Annotated in this window: 2 protein-coding genes; both read left to right on the forward strand. The window is 66.4% G+C overall.

The annotated features are described in order from the left end of the window. Window positions 1-1647 (forward strand): mechanosensitive ion channel domain-containing protein (locus tag JHD07_RS35965; RefSeq protein ID WP_291630817.1); only part of this gene is annotated, 1647 nt, incomplete at its 5' end. Between the two features lie 285 nt (window positions 1648-1932). Continuing rightward, a partial coding sequence (locus JHD07_RS35970) for an NAD-dependent malic enzyme (protein ID WP_291630819.1) occupies window positions 1933-3345 on the forward strand: 1413 nt, incomplete at its 3' end.

Raw genomic sequence — 3345 nt, forward strand, 5'->3', positions numbered from 1 at the left:
GTCCTCGAGCTGCTTCCCGTCGTCGTCTTCATCGCCGTCGCTACCGCGCTGCTCGGGACCGAGATCGGCCAGCCCACGACGGTCCGCCTCGTCATCCTCGCGGTCGTCAACGCCTACGCGTTCTCGCGCGGGCTGATCTGCGTGGTGCGGGCACTGGCCGGGCCGTTCGGCCTGTTTCCGGTGCGTGCGGAGACTGCCGCCTATATCGAGATCTGGGCACGCCGCATCGTCGGTGTCGGCGTGACCGGCATCGCCTTCGCCAACGTGGCGCTGCTGCTCGGCCTGCATCGCGCCGGCTACGCCGCGCTGTTGCGCATGGTGATGCTGGTGGTCCATCTGTTCATCGTCGTCATCATCCTGCAATGCCGCCGGCAGGTCGCCGACGCCATCCGGGGGCCGGCCGCGCGGCAGGGCATCGGGGCCCGTTTGCGCAACCGCATCGCCGGCGGCTGGCATTATCTTGCCATCGCGCTCGACCTGGCGCTGTGGGCGGTGTGGGCGCTCAACATCCGCAACGGCTATTCGCTGCTGCTGCAATATTTCGTCGGCACCCTTGCGGTGGTGCTGGTGACGCGCGTGGTCATCATGCTGACGCTGAGCCTGATCGATCGCGGCTTCCGCATCGGGCCGGAGATCCTCCAGCGCTTTCCCGGCCTCGAAGTCCGCGCCAACCGCTATCTGCCGCTGCTCCGCAGGGTCGTATCCGGCGTCATCGTCTTCGTCGGCTTCGTGGCCGTGCTCGAAGTCTGGGGTGTCGACGCCATCGTCTGGTTCTATGGCGGCCAGATCGGCAGCCGGCTGATCTCGGCCGTGGTGACGATCGGCCTCGCCGTGTTCATCGCAGCGGCCATCTGGGAAGCCAGCAATGCGCTGCTGGACCGCCAGATCAACACGCTGTCCCGGGACGGCCACTATGCTCGTGCCGCGCGCCTGCGTACATTCCAGCCGATGCTGCGCACGGCGCTGCTCTGCCTGATCGCCACGGTCGTCGGTCTCACCGCGCTGAGCGAGATCGGGGTCAACGTCGCGCCGCTGCTGGCGGGCGCCGGCATCGTCGGCATCGCGATCGGCTTCGGCTCGCAGAAGCTGGTGCAGGATCTCATCACCGGGCTGTTCCTGCTGCTGGAGAACACGGTCCAGGTCGGTGACACCGTCAGCGTGTCGGGGCTGTCAGGCGTCGTCGAGAACGTCTCGATCCGCACCATCCGCCTGCGCGCCGGCGACGGCGCCGTCCACATCGTACCGTTCAGCGCGGTCACGACCATCACCAATGCCAGCCGCGGTGCCGGCAACGCCTCGGTCAGCGTCAACGTCGCCTACAAGGAAGACACCGACCGCGCCGGCCAGATCCTCAAGGATATCGTCGACGAGATGCGACGCGAGCCGGACTTCCGGGCACTGATCCGCGGTGATCTCGAGCTCTGGGGCATCGACAAGGTCGACGGCGCCATGGTGTCGATCGTCGGCCAGATCCGCTGCACCGAGGCCGGCCGCTGGCCGGTCCAGCGCGAGTTCAACCGGCGCATGAAGCTGCGCTTCCAGCAGAACGGCATTGAGGTCGCATCCGCCACCCAGACCATCCTGATGCACATCGCGCCACCGGCCGAGAGCGCGACCCATCTGACGCCGCGGCGGGCGGCGGGATAGACGCGCCGCGAAGAATCCATCCGGCTGCGGAGATCGCTGCTCGATGGATTCCGGGTTCGCGATGGCGCGCGCCCCGGAATGACGAGAGGAGGGAGGCGTGGCTCCCAATAGCTTGCAATGAGGAAGAATTGCCGTGTTAACCTTTTGACGCGCAGCTGCGGGTCGTTTGCGACGGTCTCGCTGCGGTGCGAGATCACAATCAAGACCTCGGTCTCTCGGTCCTTGATCTCATGGGAGCGCTGGCCGACAATGGCTGCGGTTCAATGAGACTTCCTGGGGGAATTTGTGAATAGGCCTGCTCGCGTCGCTGCCCAACCGCCATCATCCGATCAATCGCACGGCATGGCGCTGCTGCGCGACCCCCTGCTCAACAAGGGGACCGCCTTCACGGAATCCGAGCGCGCGGCGCTCGGCCTGCGCGGCCTGCTGCCGCCCTGCGTGCTGACGATGGAGACACAGGCCCAGCGCGTGCTCACCAATCTGCGCACGCTGCCGACGGACCTCGAAAAATACGTCGCGCTGAACGCGCTGCATGACCGCAACGAGGCGCTGTTCTTCCGCGTCGTCGTCGACCATATCGACGAGATCCAGCCCATCATCTACACGCCGACCGTCGGGCTCGCCTGCCAGAAATACGGCCTGATCTTCCAGCGGCCGCGCGGCATGTTCATCTCCTCGCGCGATCGCGGCCAGATCGCGGAGATCCTGAAGAACTGGCCGTATCAGGCCAAACTCATCGTCGTCACTGACGGTGAGCGCATCCTGGGCCTCGGCGACCTCGGCGCCAACGGCATGGGCATTCCGGTCGGCAAGCTCTCGCTCTATTCGGCCTGTGCCGGCGTGCATCCGGAAGCGTGCCTGCCTGTCGTGCTCGACGTCGGCACCAACAACGAGGAGTTGCTAAACGATCCCTATTATCTCGGCCTGCGCCAGCGACGGCTCACGGGCGAGGCCTATGACAGCTTCGTCGACGAGTTCATGCAGGCCGCGCGCAAGACGTTCCCGGGCGTGCTGATCCAGTTCGAGGATTTCGCCAATCATTCGGCCTTCAAGCTGCTGCACAAGTACCGGGATGAGGCCTGCGTCTTCAACGACGACATCCAGGGCACCGCGGCGGTGGCGCTCGCCGGCCTGTTCTCGGCTCTGCGCATCTCCGGCGGCAAGCTGACGGACCAGAAGATCCTGTTCCTCGGCGCGGGCGAGGCGGCCACCGGCATCGCCGATCTCGTGGTCTCCGCCATGATGGCGGAGGGACTTTCCGAGGCGGACGCGCTGCGTCGCAACTGGCTGGTGGATTCCCGCGGTCTCGTGGTCGGCGGCCGTGACGGCCTGTCCGGCCACAAGCTGCGCTACGCCCACGAGGGCCAGGCGCCCATCGCCGACTTTCTCACCGCGATCAAGACGCTTAAGCCGACGGCGATCATCGGCGTTGCCGCAGTCGGCGGCGCTTTCACGCCCGAAGTGCTCAAGACGATGGCTGAGCTCAACGAGCAGCCGATCGTGTTCGCGCTCTCCAACCCGACCTCGAAGGCCGAGTGCTCGGCCGAGGATGCCTATCGCTATACGGGAGGCCGCGCGCTGTTCGCCTGCGGCAGCCCGTACGATCCGGTAACGCTCAACGGCCGGAGCTTCGTGCCGCGCCAAGGCAACAATTCCTACATCTTCCCCGGCGTCGGCCTCGGCGTCATCGCCAGCGGC

Source organism: Bradyrhizobium sp., assembly GCF_016462955.1.
Taxonomy (GTDB): domain Bacteria; phylum Pseudomonadota; class Alphaproteobacteria; order Rhizobiales; family Xanthobacteraceae; genus Bradyrhizobium.